Here is a 22,176-nt window from a genome sequence, read left to right on the forward strand (position 1 = left end):
TAGTTTTGGGTAATGGCACGTTTCACAGACCACATCCAGGGGATGCCGCTATGACAGTTGCAAAAGGGACCCATTCGCCCGCCGACGGAGCGCCGATCAAGCTGGTCAGCCGCGTCTCGGCGATCAACTGGAACCGGGTGCCCGATGAGAAGGACGCCGAGGTCTGGGATCGCCTGACCGGTAACTTCTGGCTGCCCGAGAAGGTGCCGGTGTCCAACGACATCCCGTCGTGGGGCACCCTCACCGAGCTGGAAAAGCAGCTCACCATGCGCGTGTTCACCGGTCTGACGCTCCTCGACACCATCCAGGGCACGGTCGGCGCTGTCAGCCTTATCCCCGATGCGAGCACCCCGCATGAAGAAGCTGTGCTGACGAACATCGCGTTCATGGAGTCGGTGCACGCCAAGAGCTACAGCTCGATCTTCTCCACGTTGTGCTCCACCAAGGAGATCGACGAGGCGTTCCGCTGGTCGGAGGAGAACGAACAGCTCCAGGCCAAGGCTCGGATCGTCATGGACTACTACCGTGGCGACGACCCGCTCAAGCGCAAGATCGCCTCGACCCTGCTCGAGTCGTTCCTCTTCTACAGCGGCTTCTATCTGCCGATGTACTGGTCATCTCGGGCAAAGCTCACCAACACCGCGGACCTGATCCGGCTGATCATCCGCGACGAGGCCGTGCACGGTTACTACATCGGGTACAAGTACCAGCGGGCGCTGGAGACGGAGACACCCGAACGTCGGCAGGAGCTCAAGGATTACACCTTCGAGCTGCTGTTCGAGCTCTACGACAACGAAATCGATTACACCGAAGCGCTTTACGACGACGTCGGCCTGACCGAAGACGTGAAGAAGTTCTTGCGGTACAACGCGAACAAGGCCCTGATGAACCTGGGTTACGAAGCGATGTTCCCGCGGGACGAGACCGATGTGAACCCGGCGATCCTGTCGGCACTCTCACCCAATGCCGACGAGAACCACGACTTCTTCTCGGGGTCGGGTAGCTCGTACGTCATCGGCAAGGCCGTCAACACCGAAGACGACGACTGGGACTTCTGACCGTCCGGGTCTTGTAAGACAAACAACCTCCGTACCGACACCTCGGTACGGAGGTTGTCTCTTTCCATCGAGTGGGCCCACGATCAGTCGTATGGTGGTGAGCGGAGGTGGTCACGATGGCGACCATGATGCGGCAGTACCTGATGTCGGAGCTCGGGAGTCTGCGATATGAGCCCACGGCCAAGATGGTGACGGTGTCGTCGGCCGATCACGGCATCGCGCGCACCGATCAGGCCATCCTGGTCTGGGAACCGCAGCGCATCGTTCCCTCGTATGCCGTCCCGGTCGCGGACCTGCGAACGCCGCTGGAAGAAATCCGTCCGTTCAGCGTCGGGGAGATGCCCACCGGGATGCTCGATCCGAGCAACGGCTTTGCGCAGCACACCTGTGCGGGTCGCACCGCAGTTGTTCGGGGTGAGGCCGGCCCGGGTGGTGCGTTCCTGCCCGACGATCTCGACGGGTATGCCGTGCTCGACTTCAATCCCTTCGATTGGTTCGAAGAGGACGAGCGGATCTTCGGGCATCCTCGAGATCCGTTCTCACGCATAGATATCCGGCACAGCGCCCGCGTGGTCCACGTGATTTCCGGTGGTGACATCCTGGCCGAATCGGGGCATCCACTGATGTTGTTTGAAACCCACCTGCCGCCGCGGTTCTATCTCTCACCCGGTGACGTTTTGGCAGATCTGGTGCGCAGCAACACGTCGACAACATGTGCGTACAAGGGGGAGGCCACCCACTGGTCCGCGCCCAGCCTCGGCGACGCCGGCATCGATATCGCGTGGAGCTATGAGAATCCGCCGCCGGAGATGCATCAGATCACCGGGCGGATCTGCTTTTATCAGGAGAAAGTCGACTTCGTCGTCGACGGTGTCCGGGGTCAGCGGCCGGTGACGCCGTGGTCGCAGTGAGTTCGCCTGCAATAATTCCGGAGTGACGACCACCACCAGCGCGGCAACCGGCCCTGCCGCCCAAGACAATGCGGGAAACATTCTCTGGCAGGGCGGTGGCGGCACTCTGATCGGCCGTGCCCGGGTTCCGGAGCATCGCGGTGCCGGACGCGCCTCGCGCAAACTCGTCCCGCGGCGGTCGCTGGGGGAGTGGAACCCGGCAACGCGAGGACACGACCCGCTCGAGACCATCTTGGCGCAGAATACGATCCGCGCCGACGACCTGTTGCCGATCCGGCACGGACGGATGAGTCATTCGCCGTGGACGTACTACCGGGGCGCGGCGGCGGTGATGGCGGCGGACCTCGCCTCGACGCCCGATACCGGTATCACCGTGCAACTGTGCGGAGATGCGCACGTCCTCAACTTCGGACTGTGGAATACCCCTGAACGCAATCTCGTCTTCGATCTGCGCGACTTCGACGAGACCCTTCCTGGGCCGTTCGAATGGGATGTGAAGCGTTTTGTGGCCAGCCTCGTGGTGTTGGCGCGGAGCAACAACGTCTCGAAATCCGACGCCAAGCTGGCCGTGTCAGAGGCGTACCGCGGTTATCGCGAATGGATTGGGCTCTACGCGCAGATGCCGGAGATCGACGTCTGGTACGACCGGGTCGACGTCGAGCAGCTCATCGAATACACCGCGCAGGACGACGAAGGCCGCCTCGACGCGATGATCGACAAGCAGGCCCGCAAACGATCAAGTCGCGGTGCGTCGAAAAAGCTCACGAATGTGGTTGACGGACAACGGATGATCAGTGAGGATCCACCATTTCGGACCCACGCGCTCGCCGAGCATGCGGCGATGCTCGATCAGATCATCGGGAAGTATCAGAGTTCGGTCCCCGACCATGTCTCGAGCCTGCTGTCGCGTTTCGATGTTGTCGACGCGGTCCGTCAGGTGGTGGGTGTGGGCAGCGTCGGAATGCGGGTGTTCTTGACGCTGATCGAGGAACGCCGGACCAGGGATCCGCTCTTCCTGCAGATCAAGCAGGCCGGTCCGTCGGTATATGAACAATTCCTGCCCGCGAGCCACTACGGCAATCACGGTGAACGGGTTGTGCATGGCCAGCGCATGATTCAGAGCGCCACCGACTCCTTCGTCGGCTGGACGACCATCAACGACATGGACTTCTACGTTCGGCAGTTCCGTGACGGCAAGGTGATTCCCAAGGGTGAGGTCATCGCCTCCCGGTTACCGCAGTTCGCCTCGGCCTGCGGGCATGTACTCGCCCGGGCACATGCCCGCAGCGGTGATGCCGCCGCGATCGCCGACTACCTCGGAACATCGGACAAGGTCGAAGAGGCGTTTGTGTCATACGCCTTTGCCTACGCCGACCAGAACGATCGCGACCACGCGCAACTGGTGAAGGCCATCGACACCGGTCGGGTGGAGGCGGTCGAGGGCTGGTCGGAATGAGTGGACTGAACGGCCACGCACGAGTGGTGCGCCATGTTCAGGGTGGTTGTGTAAACCCGCGCGCCGTCAGCGATGCGCTTGAGTGTTCCAGTAGACGGCGATGTCGGCGGTTTGTTTGATCACCTCGTCGTCGGCGAGGGGACTGGGCCAGATGGTGATGCGATATTCGTCGATGTATTCACCGACGTCGGCGTCGCTGGCCGCATCCATGTTGTTGGCGCAGTAGCGAAGCCGGTAGGTCCCGCGGGAGATGGGTAGTTCAATGCCGGGTTCCCCGCCGTCCCAGTCGTTGAGCACGAGCGGTGAATCGACTGTCAGTGGTGCTTCCACGATCTCGTCCCAGGCCGAAGTGTCCGGGTCAGGACGTGTGTCGGTGATTTCCACGGTGACGGAGATGGTTCCGGTGTGTAGTCCGCTGACCAATACCACTTGCTCGCGGCACCGGGTACCGACCAGACCGTTGTTCTGGCCGGCGAACGCAGCCATGTAATCACCGTCCCAGACATCCTGAGACTGAAGGTAATACTGCGAATAGCTGACGTGAACCGGACCGGCATACACAACTCCGGTCTCGGCGGTCGTGCCCGGGGTGGTCAGGGCCTGTTGGTGGTCGGCCCGAGCGGTATCGATCTCGGCCACGATCTCGGCGGCCGGTCGCGGTGGCGTGACGGGTGGTATCGACGCGAGGATCCGGTGCGCGTCAGTGTCGGTCATTGTCCCCGACGAGTAGCGCAGTTCATGAGTCCAGGTCTCGCCGACGTCGCGGACCGCCTCGCCGTAGTGGGAGGCGAGGAAGGACTCCGGCGGGTCGTCGGTGCCGGTGAGCCACCTGCGCACCGTCCAGTAGGGCCCGCTGACAGACATGCTCAGATCCACGGCTCCGGTGGCGGGGTCACCGTCGGTCACCGACACATCGACGGCACTCGGAAACCACGTCGGTGCAGGACGTGGAATGTCCTCGAGGAGACGCTGTTTCGCCGCGTGCTCGGCTTGCATCGTGGACATTTCTTCGGCCTCTTCGATGACCTCGCCGGTCCACGTGAACAGGGATGGGTCGAATACCTCGTCCAGCACGTACGAGATCAACTCGATCTGGTCGGTGCCGCTGTACCAGGCAATCGCCAATCCGGTCTCGGCGTCGACGACGAATGTTTGCGCACCACGGTGTTCGGACTCGGGGAACTCGACGCGCCAACCGTGCCGTCCGTGCACGTTCGTTTCACTGATGTGCGTGGGGTCGGGAAGAGTGCCGAAATCATGGCCACCGGGTAGGGGCCAGCTGCGATGGGCGTCCAGTAGGAGTTTGACGTGCGCTCCGAGCACGGACATGAAACGCATGGTGCCATCGTTCAACGCGGTGTGGACCATGCCATTGGGGGAACGGCGGTATTCGTCAGTGTCGGTCGTGATCATCGTGATGGCGCCGCGGGTATCGGTGCGCCAGAACGAAGGTGGGTCGAACCAGAACTCTTCGGTGTGCCCGGGATCCGAATACTGTGCCACCCCATGCACTGTCCGGCCGACTGTCCCGTAGTTCAGTGCTCGTATCTGCCGCCAGTGCCGCAGAATCTCACCAGCTGTGGTCATCGGCGTGGATCAGGGTGCGACGAGGCAGGCCGGGCCCACTGGCGTGGCGGGTTGGACCAGGACGGTCTCGACGGGTCCACCGGCTGACGTCTGGTAGGCCATGATGGCGTGTTGCCCGGGTGCGGTCGGGGTCCACAGCGTGAGGGCGTGGTCGAAGATCACCGGGGTGACGTAGTAGGGGTTGACCGACTCGAAGATGAGGTCCTGGGGAAGGAAGATCGAAGCCCGGTTGTAGTCGATGAACGAGACCTCGGCGGTACTCGGAGTGCCGGGGGAGTCCGCGGTTCTGGCGATCACGAGATACGTGCAGCCGGCGCCGTAAGCGGTGGTGGAACCGGTGCTGAGGCCGGGTACCACGGTGACATCAACGACTTCGGCGGCGGCCGCGGGCGCCATCGCGGCTACCGCTGCCATACACAATGCGGCGAGACACGGCGAAATGCGGACCATTCGGGAGAGCTTCATGTCTTCGTGTCGTAATCAAAGCAAGTGATGTTACTGATTCGGCGTATTGAGTCCGAAGGTTTGTTCACCAGGTCGGCGTGCATTGTTGTTGCCGGGCGGAACTGTGGAATATGTTGATACACCGCGACAATCGAGCGCCGCGTCCTTCGAAGGAATGAACATTCCGGTTGTGGATACCACATTTGTTTCGATACTGATGTGTGCGATAGTGGGCCGATTAATGGGGAGACAAACGAGGGGCTTGATTGTGCCGTATCTGGGTTTGATTGTGCTTGTGATCATGATTGCGGCGTTGGTCGACATCATCGGAAGCGACGACGCCGGAGTGCGGGGACTGCCGCGGTGGGGGTGGTTGCTGCTGGTGATCGTGCTGCCCATGGTCGGCTCGATCGTGTGGTTCTTCGCGGGCAGGCCCGTTGGGACGTCGCACGGACGATTGAGCGGTTCGGGCCGGGCCACCGCCTTGGGGTATCCCGAATACGACGAGCCCGGCCGCTTCGAACCGCAAGACCCGAAGGCCGACGAGGAGTTCCTCCGGCAAGTTCGGGAACGCGCGCAACAGCAACGGCGGCAGGCTGAAATCGACCGCCGGCGCAGGGAGAGTGGCGAGTGAGTCCGCACTGATGACGGCAGAATGTCTCTGCACCAGCCTGTTTCGGATCGCCGTATGAGTTGAGGTCGCTCCCGAGGGGTTTTCGTCAGACTGTGGCAGCACTGCCCTCGATGGCAGAGACAACGAGGTTGCTCTTGGGCAATTCGGTGCCGGCCACTACTGCGTCGGTCCACCCGGCGGTGGTGCCGACTGCGGCAAAGTTGGAGTGCAACAGCACCATGAGGGTGTTGTGCAGGTTCTCGGCCGACACCTTGCCCACCTCGTTTGCCAGGTTGATCGCGCCGCTGGCATCGGACAGGATCTCCGCGGCAAAGCCCAGGCCTTCTGCCTCCACTGCTGATGCCAGGTCGCAGTTGTTTGTCATGAACCCGACCAGGGTGATGGTATCGATGTTGTTGTCCCGCAACCATGTTGCGAGGTCTGTGCCCGCGAAAACGCTGCCGTACTGCTTGTGGACCGCTTTTCGGGGACCGCTACCTGCAGCTTCGATGTCCGGATGAAGCGACCATCCGGGCGTCCCTTCGACAAAGACCGGGGCACCCTCGGGCATGTGGTGCGACACGATGACCACCGGGATCCCGTGTGCATCGGCGACCTCGATGGCGCCGACGATGTTCGCCAGCGACTCCTCGCGTGGCGGGTACTGGATCTGGAGCGGTCCGTCGAAGTACTCCTGCTGGACATCGACAACTACAAGGGCGCGGCGCGGTGCGGTCATGATGACTCCTGGATGGCGGTGCAATTCACGGATCGGAACCCGGTGAAAGGTGGACGCCTTAGATTGTTCCGTCGATTCAGCACCGCCTGCCAGTGGCATAGATGCATAATTTCGATGAGATCAGGCCAACTTGGGAGTGCGCATGCGGATCGCGATCTACGCCTTCGACGGCATCACGATGTTCCATCTCGCAGCGCCGCTGATGGTCTTCGGTGAACTGGGGCGTCTCGGGTTGGCGTCGGATTGGGAAACGAGATTGTGGTCCGACCAGCCCGGGTCGGTGCGGACGGCCGAGGGCTATTCGGTTGGCGACGTGGCGGATCCGAGCGCGGTCGGGTGGGCCGACGTCGTGATCATTCCGTCATGGCCGCTTCCGCTCAAACCGCTCACGGCCACCTTCCGAAGCGAGCTTGTGGGTGCACACGAGCGCGGGGCGCTGATTGCCGGCTTGTGCCTCGGAGCGTTTGCGGTCGCCGATGCCGGTGTACTCGAGGGTCGTTCGGCGGTGACGCACTGGGAGATGATGCCGGAGATGGCGCAGCGCAGTCCCGGTAGTCAGATCGACGCCTCGGTGCTCTACATCGATCATGGCGACGTGATGACGTCTGCGGGCACCGCGTCGTCGATCGATGCCTGCCTGCACCTCGTACGCAGGTATCTCGGATCGGCGGTGGCAACGCGGGTCGCCCGCAGTCTGGTTGTCGCACCGCACCGCGACGGCGGGCAGGCGCAGTACATCGAGCGCCCCCTCGCCCGGCCCGCCGAGGACACGGCGATATCGGTGGTGCAGGAGTGGGCGCTGGGACGGCTCGACGAGACCCTGTCGGTCGACCGGCTCGCAGAGCAGGCCCGGATGAGCAGGCGGAGTTTCGTGCGGCAGTTCCATCAGGCGACCGGAACCACTCCGGCGCGCTGGGTGCTCGAGCAACGGCTCAATGAGGCTCGCGTGCTCCTCGAGACAACCGATTGGGGCATCGATGAGATCGCATCGGCGTGTGGATTCGGTAGCGGTGTCACTTTTCGGCAGAACTTCGGATCCGCTTACAACACAACACCAACGGCCTACCGTCGGCAGTTCGCGACTATCGGCCGGTGATCCCCCGCAAAGCGACTCAAATTTTTGATCATCCGAGCGCCCCGGGTGGGTCTGGAGTCTTTCCGATATTGACGGCCTCTGGCTGCAATACTTGGCAGTGACCCAGGTGCAGCGAGGTGCAGAAATGACGATTGCTTCGGTTTCCCAAGACTCACAGGTTGGCCGCGACTCCCGGACGCGTGTTTCCCGGCGCGAGCTGGGGCAGTGGGACCCCGCCAAACGGGGGCATGATGCGCTGGCAACGATCTTGGCGCAGAGCGACATTCGCGCCCCCGATCTGCTGCCGATCCGACATGGGCGGATGAGCCACTCGCCATGGACCTACTATCGGGGCGCTGCTGCGGTGATGGCTGCCGATCTCGCGTCCACACCGCACACCGGGATCATGGTTCAGATGTGCGGCGACGCCCACATCCTCAACTACGGGATGTGGATCTCGCCCGAGCGGCATCTGGTCTTCGACCTCCGCGATTTCGACGAGACCCTGCCAGGACCGTTCGAATGGGATCTCAAGCGCTACCTCGCCAGTGTGATCGTGTTGGCACGGGACAACGGGTTGACGGAATCGGCTGGGCAAGAGGCGGTTCGACACGCCTATCGCAGTTATCGCAAGAACATCAAGCACTACTCCGAGATGCCGCAGATCGATGTCTGGTATGACCGGATCGAGGTCGAGCAGCTACTCCAGTATGCGAAAAAGGAAAACGAGGAGGCCCTCGACGAATTGATCGAGAGCCGGGCGCGCAAGCGCACCAGTCGGGGTGCGTCGAAGAAGCTCCTCACGACGGTCGAAGGCCGGCGAAGGATCACCGAAGACCCGCCGTACCGCACCCACCGCTTCGGCGATGCCGCCGAGCAGATTCTGCGGAGCGTGCTCGCCGAATATCACAAGTCGGTCCCGGACCATCTCGAAAGCCTCCTCGCCCGATATGACGCCGTCGACGCGGTGCGGCAGGTGGTCGGTGTCGGCAGCGTGGGGATGCGGGTGTTCTTGACCCTCCTCGAAGAGCAGCGCACCGGGGACCCGTTGTTCCTCCAGATCAAACAAGCCGGACCATCGGTCTACGAACAGTTCCTCGGCAAGAGCAAGTACGACAATCACGGTGCCCGAGTTGTGCAGGGGCAACACCTGATTCAAAGTGCAACCGACATGTTCGTGGGATGGACGTCGTTTCAGTATCCCGAGCTGAACTTGGATCTCGACTTCTACGTCCGGCAGTACCGGGACGGGAAGGTGATACCGAAAGGCGAGGGTGTTGCCCCGGTCCTGCCACGATTCGCCGCTGCCTGCGGACATGTTCTGGCGCGTGCGCATGCGCGGAGCGGGGATGCGGCGGCGATCGCGAACTACCTGGGTCACAGCCACAAGGCCGAAGATGCGCTTGTCGCCTTCGCCAGCGCCTACGCCGACCAGAATGCCGCCGACCATGCCCAGTTGGCCCGGGCGGTCGAGAACGGCGACATTCCGTCGGAGAAGGGCTGGCCGGACGTCCCGTGAAGGTGCGTCGGCGTCAGCGCGTGACTTCGCCCAGTTTGCCGGTGGCGACATCGAAGACGAAGCCGCGCAACGACGTCGTCTTGGTGATGAACGGCGAGTTCTCGATCCGGGTGAGTGACTGCTTGACGTCCTCGTCCAGGTCGGGGAAGGACTCGGCCGACCACGGCGGCTTGACGCCGATCTCGTCCTGGATGCCGCGTTTGAACTCGTCGTCGGTGAACGTCAGCATTCCGCAGTCGGTGTGGTGGATCAGGATGATCTCGGTGGTCCCGAGCAGTCGCTGGCTGATGGCCAGGGATCGGATCTCGTCATCGGTGACCACGCCGCCTGCGTTGCGGATGACATGGGCTTCGCCTGCGCCGAGTCCGAGGATGCGGTAGACGTCGAGCCGGGCATCCATGCAGGCGAGCACCGCGACGTGACGACTCGGCGGCAGTGGTAGTGGTCCGGAAAAGGTCTCCGCGTATGCGCGGTTGTTCTCCAGGTATTCGTCGGTAACAGTCATGCACTCATGCTGATCCCCGCATGCGCCGGGCACAAGGTTGCCCTCACCGTGATCGCAATTCGTTTCGTGGCGCTGACCTGCATGAACCCGGTTTTAGGGGAGTTTCAGAGGGAGCCGCGGAGGTTGAGCAGGACGATGTTGGCAGCACAGAGTCCACCGCTACCGAACCAGACCTGATCTTCGACGATCCGCGAGCGACCCCAGGCGGGCGCGCCCATGTCGAGCCAGCGATCGGTCTCCAGAACCGACGTGCCGTAGTCCTGGCCTTCGGGGCCGTCGAAGCCGATGTAGATGATGTCGCCGTCGGCGATCTCGAAGTTCTTGTCATCGAGCACTGTTGGTTCGGGTTCACGCTGACCCGGGGGACGTTGTGCGCCGACGTCGGTCAAGACCCGCGCGGCAAACGTGTCGGTGCCCATGACGATGGTGGAATCTGCGGTGAACTGCACCAGGGACACCTGGGTGAATCGAGCTCCGTTGCGTTTCCCGATGGTCGCGGCGGTGTCGAGATATCCCTGTAGCCGTTCGTCTCCGGCCTCGGTCCGTCCGACCGCGGCCGAGACCGCGACAAACCGTTGCTTCCAGTCCGCTCTCGGATCGACTGTTGCGTCCGGGACATCGCCGAGTGCGGCGGTGAGAGGGGAGTTCCCGACCGTCAGCACCAGATCGGGGTCGGTGGAGGCAGCCTTGGCGGTATCGGGGTCTGCGACGTCGCCGATGGTGGGCAACGAATGCACCGTATCGCCCATATAGGTCGGCAGCGTGCCGTCGGTAGTTGTCGTCGCGACCACACGCTCCTGGAGCCCGAGCGCGCACAACGCGTCGAGCAGGCTCGGGTCGGCCACCAGGATCCGCAGCGGATCGGGTGCGCCGGGGTCGAGCGGGGCAGTCGGCTGACAGGTCGTGTCGGCATCCCGATCTGGGTCGACCAGATCGACCGCGGCAACGCGGGAGGTGGTCCTTTCGACCGAACCCTCGCCACCGGGCACCGTCGAGTCGATACAACCGGTCACGCCGACACTGACCAACGCTGCCAATGCCAACACCGCCATGCCGCGCCGAGGGCGGATCACATCGCTCACTGCCACTCTTTCGATGTTGTCTGGAGGTGGTCGAATTCCCGACCAAACTAGCACTGACCCCTTTGGCAAAGGTTGCCCTCGGTACGCCGGATCGAGAGCACCGCATCGAAATACGACAGTTCGTAGGAGCCCGCGCAGCTGCTTCGCAAGGGAGGGTTTACCATCTTCACAGCGCACATTCATCGCCGTGCCCTCATGTCGTGAGCGGAAGATTTTTCGCCGCGACGGACCGGAGTGGCCACGCAGGTAGGAGGATCAGTGACCGCGGTAGACCAGCCCACCAAGCAGGTGGTTCCGGTGAGGCCTTACCCCGAGCGCACGGGGCCAAAGGGGTCGTTCATCTACAAGATGCTGACGACAACTGATCACAAGATGCTCGGCATCATGTACTTGGTTGTGTGTTTCGCATTCTTCCTCATCGGTGGCCTGATGGCCCTGCTGATGCGAAGCGAGCTCGCCGCTCCCGGCCTGCAGTTCTTGTCGACAGAGCAGTTCAACCAGTTGTTCACGATGCATGGCACCGTGATGCTTCTGATGTATGCGACCCCGATCGTGATCGGCTTCGCCAATGTCGTTCTTCCGCTGCAGATCGGTGCTCCGGACGTTGCGTTCCCGCGACTGAATGCGTTCAGTTTCTGGCTGTTCCTGTTCGGCTCCACCGTTGCGCTGCTCGGCTTCATCACCCCCGGTGGTGCAGCTGACTTCGGTTGGACGGCTTACACGCCGCTGACCGACGCAGTGCATTCGCCCGGCGCCGGCGCCGACCTGTGGATTCTCGGACTCGGCGTGTCCGGTCTTGGCACCATCCTCGGCGCGGTCAACATGATCACCACCGTGGTCTGCCTCCGCGCACCCGGTATGACCATGTTCCGCATGCCGATCTTCACCTGGAACATCCTGGTGACCAGCGTCCTGATCCTGCTCGCGTTCCCGCTGCTGACCGCAGCTCTGATGGGTCTGGAAGTCGACCGTCAGTTCGGTGCGAACCTGTATGACCCGGCCAATGGTGGTGTGATCTTGTGGCAGCACCTGTTCTGGTTCTTCGGGCACCCCGAGGTGTACATCATCGCGCTGCCGTTCTTCGGCATCGTCTCGGAGATCTTCCCGGTCTTCAGCCGTAAGCCGATCTTCGGTTACAGCGGTCTGGTCTATGCCACGCTCTCTATCGCGGCACTGTCTGTCGCGGTCTGGGCGCACCACATGTACGCCACGGGTGCGGTGTTGCTGCCGTTCTTCTCGTTCATGACGTTCCTCATCGCAGTGCCAACCGGTGTGAAGTTCTTCAACTGGATAGGCACGATGTGGAAGGGGCATTTGACCTTCGAGACGCCGATGCTGTTCTCGGTCGGCTTCATCATCACGTTCTTGTTCGGTGGTCTGACCGGTGTGCTGCTCGCCAGCCCGCCGCTCGACTTCCACCTCTCGGACAGCTACTTCGTGGTCGCACACTTCCACTACGTGCTCTTCGGCACCATCGTGTTTGCCACTTACGCCGGCATCTACTTCTGGTTCCCGAAGATGACCGGACGCATGCTCGACGAGCGTTTGGGCAAGATCCACTTCTGGTTGACCATGATCGGCTTCCACATGACCTTCCTCGTCCAGCACTGGCTGGGCAACGAGGGCATGCCTCGCCGCTACGCGGACTATCTGAGTACCGACGGATTCACCATGCTCAACGTGGTCTCGACGATCGGTGCCTTCATCCTCGGAGCCTCGACCCTGCCGTTCCTGTGGAACGTCTTCCGTAGCTACCGCTACGGCGAGGTTGTCACCGTCGATGATCCGTGGGGCTTTGGCAACTCGCTCGAATGGGCCACCAGCTGCCCGCCGCCGCGGCACAACTTCACCGAGCTTCCCCGGATTCGTTCGGAGCGGCCTGCGTTCGAGCTGCACTACCCGCACATGATCGATCGCATGCGCGACGAGGCTCATGTCGGACCCGGCCACGGGAAGAGCAGCGACCACGCAGAGAAGGCGCGTCGCGAACCGCTGACTGTCGGCAGCCACGAGGCGTCTTCGGATCCGGATCCGAGTTGACCTCAGGTCTCTAACAGGCTGACCCCAGGTCTTTGACAAACTGAAACCGGTCATCTCCTACAGTTCGTAGGAGATGGCCGGTTTCTGTTGTCGTTTGGGTTTACGATCAGATCCAAGAATCGTGCCGAGCTCGTGAGTCGCGGTCACTGATCGAGAATGGGTCAGATCGCGTCCGACCTGTGCAGGTAGGGGGAACCCCATGACTGCGGTAGACAAGCCCACGACCTTGGTTGTGCCGGTGCGGCCTTACCCCCAGCGCACGGGGCTCAAGGGGACGTTCCTCTACAAAATGTTGACGACCACCGATCACAAGTTGATCGGCATCATGTATCTGGTCGCCTGTTTTGCGTTTTTTCTCATCGGCGGTTTGATGGCGCTGTTGATGCGCGCCGAGCTCACTGTTCCCGGTCTGCAGTTCTTGTCGACCGAGCAGTACAACCAGCTTTTCACCATGCATGGCACCGTGATGTTGCTGATGTATGCGACTCCGATCGTCATCGGTTTTGCCAATGTTGTGCTTCCGCTGCAGATCGGTGCTCCGGACGTTGCGTTCCCGCGACTGAATGCGTTCAGTTTTTGGCTGTTCCTGTTCGGCTCGACCGTTGCGCTGCTCGGCTTCATCACCCCTGGTGGTGCGGCTGACTTCGGTTGGACTGCCTACACGCCCTTGACTGATTCGATCCATTCGCCCGGACCGGGCGGCGACCTGTGGATCATGGGGCTGGGTGTGTCGGGGCTGGGCACCATTCTCGGTGCGGTCAACATGGTGACCACGGTGGCCTGCTTGCGTGCGCCGGGTATGACGATGTTTCGGATGCCGATCTTCACCTGGAACATTTTGGTGACCAGTGTCCTGATTTTGATGGCGTTTCCGCTGCTGACCGCAGCTCTGATGGGACTCGAGGTCGACCGCCAGTTCGATGCGGTTCTGTACGACCCGGCCAATGGTGGGGTGATCTTGTGGCAGCACCTGTTCTGGTTCTTCGGCCATCCCGAGGTGTATATCGTGGCGCTGCCGTTTTTCGGCATCGTCTCGGAGATCTTCCCGGTCTTCAGCCGCAAGCCGATCTTCGGCTACTCCACGCTCATCTACGCGACCCTTGCGATCGCGGCGCTGTCGGTGGCGGTGTGGGCGCACCACATGTACGCCACCGGTGCGGTGCTGTTGCCGTTCTTCTCGTTCATGACGTTTGTGATCGCGGTGCCGACCGGCGTGAAGTTCTTCAACTGGATCGGCACGATGTGGAAGGGTCATCTGACTTTTGAGACGCCGATGATGTTTGCGGTCGGCTTCATCGTCACGTTCTTGTTCGGTGGTCTGACCGGTGTGATCCTGGCGAGTCCACCGCTCGACTTCCAACTCACCGACAGCTACTTCGTGGTCGCGCATTTCCATTACGTGCTGTTCGGGACGATCGTGTTCGCCACCTACGCGGGCATCTACTTCTGGTTCCCGAAGATGACCGGACGGTTACTCGACGAGCGTTTGGGCAAGATCCACTTCTGGTTGACATTCATCGGTTTTCATATGACGTTCCTGGTGCAGCACTGGCTCGGCGGTGAGGGTATGCCGCGTCGTTACGCGGACTATCTGAGTACCGACGGATTCACCGAATTGAATGTGGTCTCGACGATCGGTGCGTTCATCCTCGGTGTCTCGACGTTGCCGTTCCTGTGGAATGTGTTCCGTAGTTACCGTTACGGCGAGGTTGTCACCGTCGATGACCCGTGGGGCTTCGGCAACTCGCTCGAATGGGCTACTACGTGTCCGCCGCCGCGGCACAACTTCACCGAGCTTCCGCGCATCAGGTCGGAGCGGCCTGCATTCGAATTGCACTACCCGCATATGGTTGGACGTATGCGCGACGAAGCCCATGTGGGTCACACCAGTGAGAAAGCCGAAGCGGCCAAGCACGGGCCGCTCGAGGTCGGTAGCCACGAATCCTCCACAGAATCCGATCAGAACTGACGTGACCAGCAACATCAACCCCGGTGCCAATGCGTCCGCGGGTACCGAAGGAACCACTGTCCTCATCACTGTCACCGGACACGACAAACCGGGCGTCAGCTCAGTGCTGTTCGGAGCATTGTCTAACCGGCAGGTCAGCATTCTCGATGTCGAACAGGTCGTGATCCGGGCGCGCCTGACGCTGGGTGTCCTGGTGAAATGCTTCGGCGACAGCGAAGAACTCCAAGAGGTCGTCGAGCAGGCGATGGATTCGGTGGGCATCGACGTCACCGTCGAGGTCGGCGCCGACAACGCAACCCGGCGGCTCTCGACCCATGCGGTGGTTGTTCTCGGAAGTCCGGTCAGTGCAAAGGGTTTCAGTGCACTCGCCGGGGAGTTGGCCCGCCAGGGCTGCAACATCGACTCGATCCGCGGCATCGCCGACTATCCGGTCACCGGGCTCGAACTCCTGATCAGCGTCGACCGCGACAGTGTCGCCGCCGACGCCGCGCTCCGCAAGGGCCTGGCCGGTATCGCGAGTCAGTACGGCATCGACGTGGCCGTCGAGCGCGGTGGCCTGGCCCGACGCGCAAAACGACTCATTGTTTTCGATGTCGACTCGACGTTGATCCAGGGTGAGGTCATCGAGATGCTCGCTGCCCGGGCCGGGCGTGAGGCCGAGGTCGCCGCCGTGACCGAGGCCGCGATGCGCGGTGAACTCGACTTCGCCGAGTCGCTGCATCAGCGCGTCAAGGCGCTCGCGGGTCTGGACGTGTCCGTCCTCGACGAGGTCGCGAACGAACTCGAGCTGACGCCGGGTGCCCGCACGACCATTCGCACATTGCACCGGATGGGTTACCACTGTGGCGTGGTCTCGGGTGGTTTCCGTCAGGTCATCGAACCGCTGGCGCACGAACTCGAACTGGATTTCGTGAAGGCGAACACCCTGGAGATCGGCCCGGACAACAAACTCACCGGCCGGGTGACCGGCGAGATCGTCGACCGGGCCGGCAAGGCCACGGCGCTGCGGGCCTTCGCCGACAGCGTGGGCGTCCCGATGGAGCAGACGATCGCCGTGGGTGATGGTGCCAACGACATCGACATGCTGACGGTCGCCGGATTGGGGATCGCGTTCAACGCCAAACCGGCTCTGAAGGAAGTTGCCGACGCGGCGCTGTCCCATCCGTTCCTCGACGCGGTGCTCTTCATCCTCGGCGTCACGCGCGACGAGATCGAAGCAGCAGACGCCATCGATGGTGTCTTGCGTCGCGTTCCGCTCCGTTGACGATGGGACACGAAGTTCCGGAGGATCCGGACGCCGTCGAGCGCCCGGACACGTTCGGGCAGCGCTACCAACGCCTGGTCGGATACGTTGGCGGACACAGCGATCCGGACGATCCCGGACAGGTGTTGGCGATGCAGATGGTGTTGCACATCCCGAAGTCGGAGCCGGTTGACCGGATCGACCTGCTCACCGCCGCCGCATCCGCGGTGGCGCTGCTATGTCTCGATGAGCGCAGCGGGCCGGGTGGTCCGTGGGCGGCGGCGATGGACAACTGGTGCGATGCCCGGATCCGGAAGATCGCCCGCCGTGCCCGCGGCGCGCATTGGGAAGCGGCTCAGGATGTTCAGGGGGTCACCGCCACGTACGGGTCGGCGCAGGCCAGAGCGATCGTGCCGGGCCCGGTGGGTCAGACCGATCGCCGGATCGCGCGACTACAGATCGGTGGTACCGAGGTCGACGATCGCGGCGAAGACCCGCCATCCGATGTCGACGCTGATGCCCGCCGTCCGACCCTGTGGGTCAACCCGACCCTGGAAATGTCGGTGGGCAAGCTGGCGGCACAGGTCGGTCATGCGTCGATGCTGGCGGTCAAACTGATGGATCTCGGTCAAGCAGCGCAATGGTTTTCTGACGGGTGCCCGGTTCGCGTCCGGATGTCGTCGAAATCGCGGTGGGAACAGTTGCTGTCGGCCGATGCCGGCGGAACGGCAGTCGCGGTCCGCGATGCCGGATTCACCGAGATCGCACCGGGTTCGGTGACCGTGATCGCCGCGCTATGAGGTCTGCGACGGCCGCCGCGGGTGACTAGGCTCGAATCCATGACCGAACTTCCGGACTGGGCTGTGAACCTCGATCTGTCTCCACACCCGGAAGGTGGGTTCTACCGCCAGACCTGGATCAGTGATCTGACCATCCCGAAATCGGTGCTACCGCAGGGATATCCTGCCGGCCGGCCGGGCGCCACTGCGATCCTCTTCCTGCTCATGCCCGGACAACAATCGGCGTGGCATACCGTGCGCGGGTCCGAGATCTGGCTGCATCACCGGGGTGCTCCGGTGGCGTTGGGCCTGGGAGGTCTTGGCGCCGCGCCGGCGGATGAACACACGGTGTACGTCGGATCGGACGTGCTCGCCGGTCACCATCCCCAATTTGTGGTGATACCCGGTCAATGGCAGCGCGCTTCGCCGCACGGCGATGAGGCGTCGTTGGTGAGTTGTATTGTGGTGCCCGGCTTCGATTTTGCCGATTTCTCGATGGTCGAACCCGATTTCGGGCAGAACTGATTTTCGTTTCGTTTCCCGACACTCCAACCTGGGCGCCGTGTGAGGCAATGCCGTGCGGCACGATAGGGGGGTGCGTGAAACGGATCCAGACCTGCTGATCGACTTTGAAGATGTGGTGCTGCGACGTGAGGGAAACAACCTCGTCGGGCCCATCACCTGGAAGGTGGAACTCGACGAACGGTGGGTGATCCTGGGACCCAACGGCGCGGGCAAGACCTCGCTGATGCGGATGGCTTCCGCCGAGACCCATCCGAGCAGCGGAAGTGCGTTTCTGCTCGGGGAGCCGGTCGGGCGCACCGAGGTGCGGGAGCTGACCGCGCGGATCGGCGTGACGTCGGCGATGCTCGCCGATCGCATCCCCTCCGACGAGGTGGTCAGTGATCTGGTGGTCTCGGCCGGTTACGCGGTCCTGGGGCGTTGGAAAGAGGTCTACGACCAGGTCGATCGCGATCAGGCGCTGGAGATGCTCGAGTCCATGGGCGCCGAGCATCTGGCCAACCGGAAGTTCGGCACGCTGTCCGAAGGCGAGCGCAAGCGAGTGCTGGTGGCGCGCGCGCTGATGATCAATCCCGAACTGCTCCTGCTCGATGAACCGGCGGCCGGACTCGACCTCGGTGGTCGTGAAGAACTGGTGGCGCGCCTGGAGGTGCTGGCCGCCGATCCCGATGCTCCCGCGACCGTTCTCGTGACACATCACGTGGAAGAGATCCCCAACGGGTTCACACACGCGATGCTGCTGAAGGAGGGCGTGGTGGTGGCGCAGGGACTCATGGAAGACGTCGTGACGTCGGCGAACCTGTCGGCGGCCTTCAGCCAGTCGATCGTCCTGACCAGGTCGGGCGGCCGTTACTTCGCCAGGCGATCGCGCCGCGCGGGCGGGCATCGGCGGCGTGCAGAATGAGTAGGTTCACCTTCGCGGAGGATCCGGAATCGGTCCCGATCCGCGGTGCCGCGACCGTGGTGCTGATTCGCGAGAATCAGCAACCCGAGACCCCGATCGACGTATTTCTGATGCGCCGGGTCAAAGCCATGGACTTCGCAGGCGGCGTGACCGTCTTTCCCGGCGGCGGCGTTGACTCTCGCGATGCCGAGGCCGACCTCGCCTGGGTCGGTCCGGATGAGCACTGGTGGGCAGATCAGTTCCACACCGATCCGGCGACCGCACAAGAGTTGGTGTGCGCGGTGGTCCGCGAGCTGTTCGAAGAATGCGGTGTATTGCTGGCCGCCGACGCCGACGGGACATTTCCCGACACCTCGGCCCTGAGCGCAGAGCGTGCGGCGCTGGTCGACAAGTCGCTGTCGTTCGCCCAGTTCCTCCGCGACCAGAAGTTGCTGTTGCGGGCCGATCTGCTGCGTCCGATGGCACACTGGATAACCCCGCTGGGGGAGCGCCGCCGCTACGACACCCGGTTCTTCCTTGCGGTACTTCCGCAGGGGCAGCACGCCGACGGTGAGACCACCGAGGCCTCCGAGAGTGGCTGGAGCACACCGGCGGCCGCGCTCGCGGACTGGGAGGCGGGCAACACGCTGCTCCTGCCGCCGACCTGGGCGCAACTGCGCGACCTGACCGAATGCGGCAGCGTCGACGAAGCACTCAGCCGTGAGCGGACCATCGAGGCCATCGAGCCCACCCTCGTCTCGACCGGCGAACACGTCCGGATCGTGTTCGACGAAGAAGATGTCTACGGCGTCGAGCGCACGTTCCTGAAGTGACCTGACCCGTCGAGTGGGCCGAAACCGACGCGATCGTCGGTCATTCGGGATCGGGTGTGGGTTCGGCGCCGTCACGCTCGTCACGGTCGGCCCACTCGAGCAGCGTGTCCAGGCGATAGGCCTTGTCGTCGATCTCGGCATGTAGATCGCCGAGGTCGGCATAGCGGGCCGGGACGGTGGCGATCGTGAACGCCGCAGGCTCGACGTCGTCGATCTCGTCCCAGGTGATCGGTGTCGAGACCGTGCCTTCGGGGTTGCCGCGTACCGAATAGGCGCTGGCGATGGTGTGGTCGCGGGTGTTCTGGTTGTAGTCGACGAAAACGGTTGTCGGGTCGCGGTCTTTGCGCCACCACGTCGTGGTGACCTCGGAAGGTGCGCGGCGTTCGACCTCACGGGCAAACGCGTGCGCCGCCCGCCGGACATCGGCAAAACCCCATTCGGGTTCGATGCGGACGTAGATGTGCAATCCGGAACCGCCCGAGGTCTTGGGGAACCCGCGCATGCCGAGGTCATCGAGCACCTCATGGGCGACGTGTGCGCTGCGGCGGACCCGGTCGAATGAACAGTCCGGCATCGGATCGAGGTCGATCCGCCACTCGTCGGGCTTCTCGGTGTCGAAGCGGCGGGAGTTCCACGGATGGAATTCGACGGTCGACATCTGCACGGCCCAGATCACGCTGCCCAGTTCGGTCACACAGACTTCGTCGGCGGTCCTGCCGTATCGGGGGAAGTAGATGTTGACGGTTTCGAGCCAGTCGGGAGCTCCGGCGGGGATCCGCTTCTGATGGACTTTCTGGCCGGCCACCCCCTTTGGATACCGGTGCAACATGCATGGTCGATCCCGCAATGCGCGCACGATGCCGTCGCCGACCGAAAGGTAATAGTGGACGAGGTCGAGCTTGGTTTCACCGCGCGCCGGGAAGTACACGCGCTGCGGACTCGAGACGCGGACGAGGCGCTCACCGACCTGGACCTCAACCGGCTCGCCGTGCGAGCTTGTTGCCATTACCCGACAGTAGGGTATCGGCGGTGGACCCGGTAGCCTGCCAGGCATGCCTGAGTTCGTATCGTTGCAGACCTCTGAGGACTTTCCCGGGGTCGGAACCATCCTTCTGAATCGCCCGCCGATGAACGCGCTGAGCCGTCAGGTCCAGACCGAACTGGCGCAGGCCGCCCGCGAGGCGACCCTGCGCGATGACATCAAATCCGTGGTTGTCTACGGCGGACCCAAGGTCCTTGCGGCCGGTGCCGACATCAAAGAGATGAACGACATGGATTACGCCGAGATGCGCAAGGTGGCCGGTCGGCTGCAGAGCGACATCGGTTCGATCTCGACCATCCCGAAGCCCACGGTCGCGGCCATCACCGGCTACGCGCTCGGCGGCGGACTCGAAGTGGTCCTCGGCGCAGACCGCCGGATCGCCGGCGACAACGCGAAGCTCGGCGTACCCGAGGTCCTGCTCGGCCTGATCCCCGGTGGCGGTGGCACACAGCGTCTCGCGCGTCTGATCGGACCGGCCAAGGCCAAGGACCTCGTCTTCACCGGACGTTTCGTCGGTGCCGCCGAAGCCCTCGAGATCGGTCTGGTCGATGAGGTCGTCGCACCCGATGAGGTGTACAACGCCGCCCTCAAGTGGGCCTCGCAGTTCAGCGGTGCGGCCAGTGTGGCGATCGCGGCCGCCAAGGCTGCCATCGACGAAGGCCTGGACACCGACCTGACCACCGGCCTGAAGATCGAAGAGCACGTCTTTGCGGCGCTGTTCGCCACCGAGGACCGCAAGATCGGTATGGCCTCGTTCATCGAGAACGGTCCAGGCAAAGCCAAGTTCGTCGGCAAATAAGCACCTCGGTAAATAAGCACATCGATGCGAAAGTGGTTGTAGAGCGTATGACTTCGTCTCCCAACGATCCCGCACCCAATCCGCACGCAACCGCGGACGAGGTGCAGGCAGCACTGCACGACAGCAAGCTCGCCCAGGTGCTCTATCACGACTGGGAAGCCGAGTCGTATGACGACAAATGGTCGATCAGCTACGACGAGCGCTGCATCGACTATGCGCGTGGCCGTTTCGACGCGGTGGCCGGCGACGAGCCGTTGCCGTACGAGCATGCCCTCGAATTGGGTTGTGGCACCGGTTTCTTCCTGCTGAACCTGATGCAGGGCGGCATCGCCAAGAAGGGGTCGGTCACCGACCTGTCTCCGGGCATGGTCAAGGTGGCGTTGCGTAACGCCGAGCACCTGGGTCTGGACGTCGACGGCCGCGTCGCGGACGCCGAGACGATCCCGTACGACGACAACACGTTTGATCTGGTGGTCGGGCACGCTGTGCTGCACCACATTCCGGACGTCGAGAAGTCGCTGCGCGAGGTCATCCGGGTGCTCAAGCCGGGCGGCCGGTTCATCTTCGCCGGCGAACCGTCGACCATCGGTGACTTCTACGCACGCTGGTTGTCCCGGGCCACCTGGGCTGCCACCACCACCGTCACCAAGTTCGGTCCGCTGCAGAGCTGGCGCCGACCGCAGGCGGAGCTCGATGAGTCGTCCCGGGCCGCAGCGCTCGAAGCGGTTGTCGACATCCACACGTTCGATCCGAGTGACCTCGAGCAGATGTCGCGCTCGGCCGGTGCGGTGAATGTGAGGACCGCAACCGAAGAGTTCGCGGCAGCGATGCTCGGATGGCCGGTGCGCACCTTCGAGGCAGCGGTTCCGCCCGGCAAGCTCGGTTGGGGCTGGGCGCGTTTCGCCTTCGGCGGCTGGAAGAACCTCACCTGGCTGGACGAGAACGTCCTCCGCAAGGTCGTCCCCCCGAAGTTCTTCTACAACGTCATCATCACGGGCACCAAGCCCGAGTAAAAACCGGAAGTGGTGGGTTCTGGCGAGTAAATGCGCAGGTCGCGCTCACCAGAACCCACCAACT

21 protein-coding genes are annotated in these 22,176 nt (G+C 63.0%); 15 read left to right on the forward strand and 6 right to left on the reverse strand.

Translation table 11 applies throughout. The annotated features are described in order from the left end of the window. Positions 1-50: 50 nt before the first annotated feature. From nrdF to AC1D75_RS10945, 3 genes are all read left to right on the forward strand, one after another. A complete protein-coding gene (nrdF, locus tag AC1D75_RS10935) occupies positions 51-1,058 on the forward strand; it encodes a class 1b ribonucleoside-diphosphate reductase subunit beta (RefSeq protein ID WP_495515248.1) in 1,008 nt (335 codons plus the stop codon). 116 nt (positions 1,059-1,174) lie between these two features. Continuing rightward, complete coding sequence (locus AC1D75_RS10940; RefSeq protein ID WP_495515249.1) at positions 1,175-1,969, forward strand: DUF427 domain-containing protein; 795 nt, start codon at positions 1,175-1,177, stop codon at positions 1,967-1,969. 22 nt (positions 1,970-1,991) lie between these two features. After that, positions 1,992-3,425 (forward strand): DUF2252 domain-containing protein, encoded by a 1,434-nt coding sequence (locus AC1D75_RS10945; RefSeq protein WP_495515250.1) that lies wholly within the window; start codon positions 1,992-1,994, stop codon positions 3,423-3,425. A 66-nt stretch (positions 3,426-3,491) separates the two neighbouring features. On the opposite strand, the gene AC1D75_RS10950 is transcribed toward AC1D75_RS10945, so the two are convergent. Together AC1D75_RS10950 and AC1D75_RS10955 are read right to left on the reverse strand one after the other, a co-directional pair. Continuing rightward, positions 3,492-4,928 carry a hypothetical protein gene (locus AC1D75_RS10950; RefSeq protein ID WP_495515251.1) on the reverse strand — a complete coding sequence of 479 codons (1,437 nt, stop codon included), beginning with the start codon at positions 4,926-4,928 and terminating at the stop codon, positions 3,492-3,494. A 93-nt stretch (positions 4,929-5,021) separates the two neighbouring features. Then, on the reverse strand, positions 5,022-5,477 hold the full coding sequence (locus AC1D75_RS10955) for a hypothetical protein (RefSeq protein WP_495515252.1): 456 nt from the start codon (positions 5,475-5,477) through the stop codon (positions 5,022-5,024). 280 nt (positions 5,478-5,757) lie between these two features. Here AC1D75_RS10955 and AC1D75_RS10960 point away from each other — a divergent pair, with 280 nt between their 5' ends. Next, on the forward strand, positions 5,758-6,090 hold the full coding sequence (locus tag AC1D75_RS10960) for a PLD nuclease N-terminal domain-containing protein (protein WP_495515253.1): 333 nt from the start codon (positions 5,758-5,760) through the stop codon (positions 6,088-6,090). Positions 6,091-6,175: 85 nt separating this feature from the next. Here the strand turns inward: AC1D75_RS10960 and AC1D75_RS10965 are convergent, their stop codons facing one another. Next, entirely contained in the window at positions 6,176-6,808 is a 633-nt protein-coding gene (locus AC1D75_RS10965; protein WP_495515254.1) for an isochorismatase family protein, read from the reverse strand. A 142-nt stretch (positions 6,809-6,950) separates the two neighbouring features. On the opposite strand from AC1D75_RS10965, the gene AC1D75_RS10970 reads away from it, so the two are divergent. Next, positions 6,951-7,904: a GlxA family transcriptional regulator gene (locus AC1D75_RS10970; RefSeq protein ID WP_495515255.1), complete on the forward strand. Its 954-nt coding sequence runs from the start codon at positions 6,951-6,953 to the stop codon at positions 7,902-7,904. A gap of 124 nt (positions 7,905-8,028) precedes the next feature. Further along, positions 8,029-9,402 carry a DUF2252 domain-containing protein gene (locus tag AC1D75_RS10975; RefSeq protein ID WP_495515256.1) on the forward strand — a complete coding sequence of 458 codons (1,374 nt, stop codon included), beginning with the start codon at positions 8,029-8,031 and terminating at the stop codon, positions 9,400-9,402. Between the two features lie 13 nt (positions 9,403-9,415). Here the strand turns inward: AC1D75_RS10975 and AC1D75_RS10980 are convergent, their stop codons facing one another. Then, on the reverse strand, positions 9,416-9,907 hold the full coding sequence (locus AC1D75_RS10980; RefSeq protein ID WP_495515257.1) for a beta-class carbonic anhydrase: 492 nt from the start codon (positions 9,905-9,907) through the stop codon (positions 9,416-9,418). Between the two features lie 104 nt (positions 9,908-10,011). Beyond that, on the reverse strand, positions 10,012-10,989 hold the full coding sequence (locus tag AC1D75_RS10985) for an ABC transporter substrate-binding protein (RefSeq protein ID WP_495515258.1): 978 nt from the start codon (positions 10,987-10,989) through the stop codon (positions 10,012-10,014). Between the two features lie 258 nt (positions 10,990-11,247). Here AC1D75_RS10985 and ctaD (AC1D75_RS10990) point away from each other — a divergent pair, with 258 nt between their 5' ends. The 7 genes from ctaD (AC1D75_RS10990) to AC1D75_RS11020 all read left to right on the forward strand — a co-directional run bounded on the left by ctaD (AC1D75_RS10990) (position 11,248) and on the right by AC1D75_RS11020 (position 19,258). Continuing rightward, positions 11,248-13,029: an aa3-type cytochrome oxidase subunit I gene (ctaD, locus tag AC1D75_RS10990; RefSeq protein WP_495515259.1), complete on the forward strand. Its 1,782-nt coding sequence runs from the start codon at positions 11,248-11,250 to the stop codon at positions 13,027-13,029. Positions 13,030-13,228: 199 nt separating this feature from the next. Continuing rightward, positions 13,229-14,998, forward strand: a complete 1,770-nt coding sequence (gene ctaD / locus AC1D75_RS10995) for an aa3-type cytochrome oxidase subunit I (RefSeq protein ID WP_495515260.1) — start codon at positions 13,229-13,231, stop codon at positions 14,996-14,998. A 1-nt stretch (position 14,999) separates the two neighbouring features. After that, complete coding sequence (serB, locus tag AC1D75_RS11000; RefSeq protein WP_495515261.1) at positions 15,000-16,262, forward strand: phosphoserine phosphatase SerB; 1,263 nt, start codon at positions 15,000-15,002, stop codon at positions 16,260-16,262. Between the two features lie 2 nt (positions 16,263-16,264). Next, a complete protein-coding gene (locus tag AC1D75_RS11005) occupies positions 16,265-17,041 on the forward strand; it encodes an aminoacyl-tRNA hydrolase (protein ID WP_495515262.1) in 777 nt (258 codons plus the stop codon). 39 nt (positions 17,042-17,080) lie between these two features. Further along, positions 17,081-17,545 (forward strand): cupin domain-containing protein, encoded by a 465-nt coding sequence (locus tag AC1D75_RS11010; RefSeq protein ID WP_495515263.1) that lies wholly within the window; start codon positions 17,081-17,083, stop codon positions 17,543-17,545. 70 nt (positions 17,546-17,615) lie between these two features. Then, positions 17,616-18,446 (forward strand): ABC transporter ATP-binding protein, encoded by an 831-nt coding sequence (locus AC1D75_RS11015; RefSeq protein ID WP_495515264.1) that lies wholly within the window; start codon positions 17,616-17,618, stop codon positions 18,444-18,446. Further along, positions 18,443-19,258, forward strand: a complete 816-nt coding sequence (locus AC1D75_RS11020; RefSeq protein WP_495515265.1) for an NUDIX hydrolase — start codon at positions 18,443-18,445, stop codon at positions 19,256-19,258. The genes AC1D75_RS11015 and AC1D75_RS11020 overlap by 4 nt, the downstream gene beginning before the upstream one ends. 40 nt (positions 19,259-19,298) lie before the next feature. On the opposite strand, the gene ligD is transcribed toward AC1D75_RS11020, so the two are convergent. Then, positions 19,299-20,264 carry a non-homologous end-joining DNA ligase gene (gene ligD / locus AC1D75_RS11025; RefSeq protein WP_495515266.1) on the reverse strand — a complete coding sequence of 322 codons (966 nt, stop codon included), beginning with the start codon at positions 20,262-20,264 and terminating at the stop codon, positions 19,299-19,301. Positions 20,265-20,310: 46 nt separating this feature from the next. On the opposite strand from ligD, the gene AC1D75_RS11030 reads away from it, so the two are divergent. After that, positions 20,311-21,099 carry an enoyl-CoA hydratase/isomerase family protein gene (locus AC1D75_RS11030; RefSeq protein ID WP_495515267.1) on the forward strand — a complete coding sequence of 263 codons (789 nt, stop codon included), beginning with the start codon at positions 20,311-20,313 and terminating at the stop codon, positions 21,097-21,099. 47 nt (positions 21,100-21,146) lie between these two features. Next, positions 21,147-22,112, forward strand: a complete 966-nt coding sequence (locus AC1D75_RS11035; protein WP_495515268.1) for a class I SAM-dependent methyltransferase — start codon at positions 21,147-21,149, stop codon at positions 22,110-22,112. The last annotated feature ends 64 nt before the right edge of the window (positions 22,113-22,176 follow it).

The sequence above is a fragment of the Williamsia sp. Y712 genome (assembly GCF_059445525.1).

Excerpts from the sequence above, each read along its gene's own strand:
- AC1D75_RS10965 (WP_495515254.1), bottom strand. The coding sequence starts at position 6,808 with ATGACCGCACCGCGCCGCGCCCTTGTAGTTGTCGATGTCCAGCAGGAG.
- AC1D75_RS10940 (WP_495515249.1), top strand. The coding sequence starts at position 1,175 with ATGGCGACCATGATGCGGCAGTACCTGATGTCGGAGCTCGGGAGTCTG.
- AC1D75_RS10975 (WP_495515256.1), top strand. The coding sequence starts at position 8,029 with ATGACGATTGCTTCGGTTTCCCAAGACTCACAGGTTGGCCGCGACTCC.
- AC1D75_RS11030 (WP_495515267.1), top strand. The coding sequence starts at position 20,311 with ATGCCTGAGTTCGTATCGTTGCAGACCTCTGAGGACTTTCCCGGGGTC.
- ligD (WP_495515266.1), bottom strand. The coding sequence starts at position 20,264 with ATGGCAACAAGCTCGCACGGCGAGCCGGTTGAGGTCCAGGTCGGTGAG.
- nrdF (WP_495515248.1), top strand. The coding sequence starts at position 51 with ATGACAGTTGCAAAAGGGACCCATTCGCCCGCCGACGGAGCGCCGATC.
- AC1D75_RS11035 (WP_495515268.1), top strand. The coding sequence starts at position 21,147 with ATGACTTCGTCTCCCAACGATCCCGCACCCAATCCGCACGCAACCGCG.
- AC1D75_RS11020 (WP_495515265.1), top strand. The coding sequence starts at position 18,443 with ATGAGTAGGTTCACCTTCGCGGAGGATCCGGAATCGGTCCCGATCCGC.
- AC1D75_RS10960 (WP_495515253.1), top strand. The coding sequence starts at position 5,758 with ATGATTGCGGCGTTGGTCGACATCATCGGAAGCGACGACGCCGGAGTG.
- AC1D75_RS11010 (WP_495515263.1), top strand. The coding sequence starts at position 17,081 with ATGACCGAACTTCCGGACTGGGCTGTGAACCTCGATCTGTCTCCACAC.
- AC1D75_RS10955 (WP_495515252.1), bottom strand. The coding sequence starts at position 5,477 with ATGAAGCTCTCCCGAATGGTCCGCATTTCGCCGTGTCTCGCCGCATTG.
- AC1D75_RS10970 (WP_495515255.1), top strand. The coding sequence starts at position 6,951 with ATGCGGATCGCGATCTACGCCTTCGACGGCATCACGATGTTCCATCTC.
- AC1D75_RS11005 (WP_495515262.1), top strand. The coding sequence starts at position 16,265 with ATGGGACACGAAGTTCCGGAGGATCCGGACGCCGTCGAGCGCCCGGAC.
- ctaD (WP_495515260.1), top strand. The coding sequence starts at position 13,229 with ATGACTGCGGTAGACAAGCCCACGACCTTGGTTGTGCCGGTGCGGCCT.
- AC1D75_RS10980 (WP_495515257.1), bottom strand. The coding sequence starts at position 9,907 with ATGACTGTTACCGACGAATACCTGGAGAACAACCGCGCATACGCGGAG.